This window comes from Falsiroseomonas oryziterrae (genome assembly GCF_021864505.1).
Taxonomy (GTDB): Bacteria; Pseudomonadota; Alphaproteobacteria; order Acetobacterales; family Acetobacteraceae; genus Falsiroseomonas; species Falsiroseomonas oryziterrae.
The window spans coordinates 1-1,063 of sequence record NZ_JAKJIB010000614.1 but is presented as its reverse complement, the minus strand read 5'-3'; the positions used below and the strand labels follow the sequence as shown (position 1 = coordinate 1,063).

Here is a 1,063-nt window from a genome sequence, read left to right as displayed (position 1 = left end):
GAGCGACAGCGCGGCGGCGATGGGCGCGGCGGGCCGCGACGGACGCCATGCGGGGCGCGGCGCGACGCTCGCGGTGTTCTCCTTCAACGGCAACAAGATCGTCACGACGGGCGGCGGCGGCGCGCTGGCCTCCGACGACGCGGGGCTGGTGGCGCGCGCCCGCGCGCTGGCCGGCCAGGCGCGGGAGCCGGCGGCGCATTACCAGCACGAGACGACGGGCTACGCCTACGGGATGTCGTCCGTGCTGGCGGCGGTCGGGCTGGCGCAACTGCCGACGCTGCAGGCGCGCGTCGAGCGGCGGCGCGAGATCTTCGCCGCCTATGCCGCGGCGCTGTCGAACCTGCCGGGCCTCGCCTTCGTCACCGAACCCAACTGGGGGCGCGCCAATCGCTGGCTGAGCGTCGCGCTGTTCGACGCGGCGGAGTTCGGCGCCGACCGGGAGGAGGTGCGGCTTGCGCTGGAGGCGGCGGGGATGGAAAGCCGCCCCGCCTGGAAGCCGCTGCACCTGCAGCCGGCCTTCCGCGACGCGCCGCGCGTCGGCGGCGCGGCGGCCGCGCGGCTGTTCGAGCGCGGGCTGTGCCTGCCGTCCGGCATCGCGATGAGCGCGGCGGAGCAGCAGCGCGTGATCGAGGTGGTGCGCAGCCGTGCGCGGCGCTGACGGCCTGCGCATCCTCTACCTGCACGAGCACTTCTCGGGGCCCGGCGGCAGCGGCGCGACGCGCGCCTTCCTGCAGGCCGGCGCGCTGGCCGCGGCGGGGCACGACGTCACCGTGGCCTGCGGGCGCTATGCCGGCGCGGCGACGGGACTCGACGGGCCGTTCCGTCGTGGCGTCCGAGAGGGCGTGGCCGCGGGCGTGCGCATCCACGAGTTCGACATCGCCTGCGGGAACGCGCAGCCGCTGGCGCGGCGCGCCGGGGCCTTCCTGCGCTATGCGGCGCGCGCGGCGCGGCTGGCGCTGGGCGGGCGATGGGACCTGGTCGTCGCGTCCTCCACGCCGCTCACCGTCGCGATCCCGGCGCTGCTGGCGCGGCGGCTGCGCGGCACGCCCTTCCTGTTCGAGAT

2 protein-coding genes are annotated in these 1,063 nt (G+C 77.1%); both read left to right on the top strand.

Annotated elements, in window-relative coordinates; all coding sequences use genetic code 11:
- Positions 1–658 (top strand): DegT/DnrJ/EryC1/StrS family aminotransferase (locus L2I40_RS23630; RefSeq protein WP_237217790.1); only part of this gene is annotated, 658 nt, incomplete at its 5' end.
- The coding region (locus L2I40_RS23625) for a glycosyltransferase (RefSeq protein WP_272911015.1) at positions 645–1,063 on the top strand (419 nt) is incomplete at its 3' end. The genes L2I40_RS23630 and L2I40_RS23625, both read left to right, overlap by 14 nt.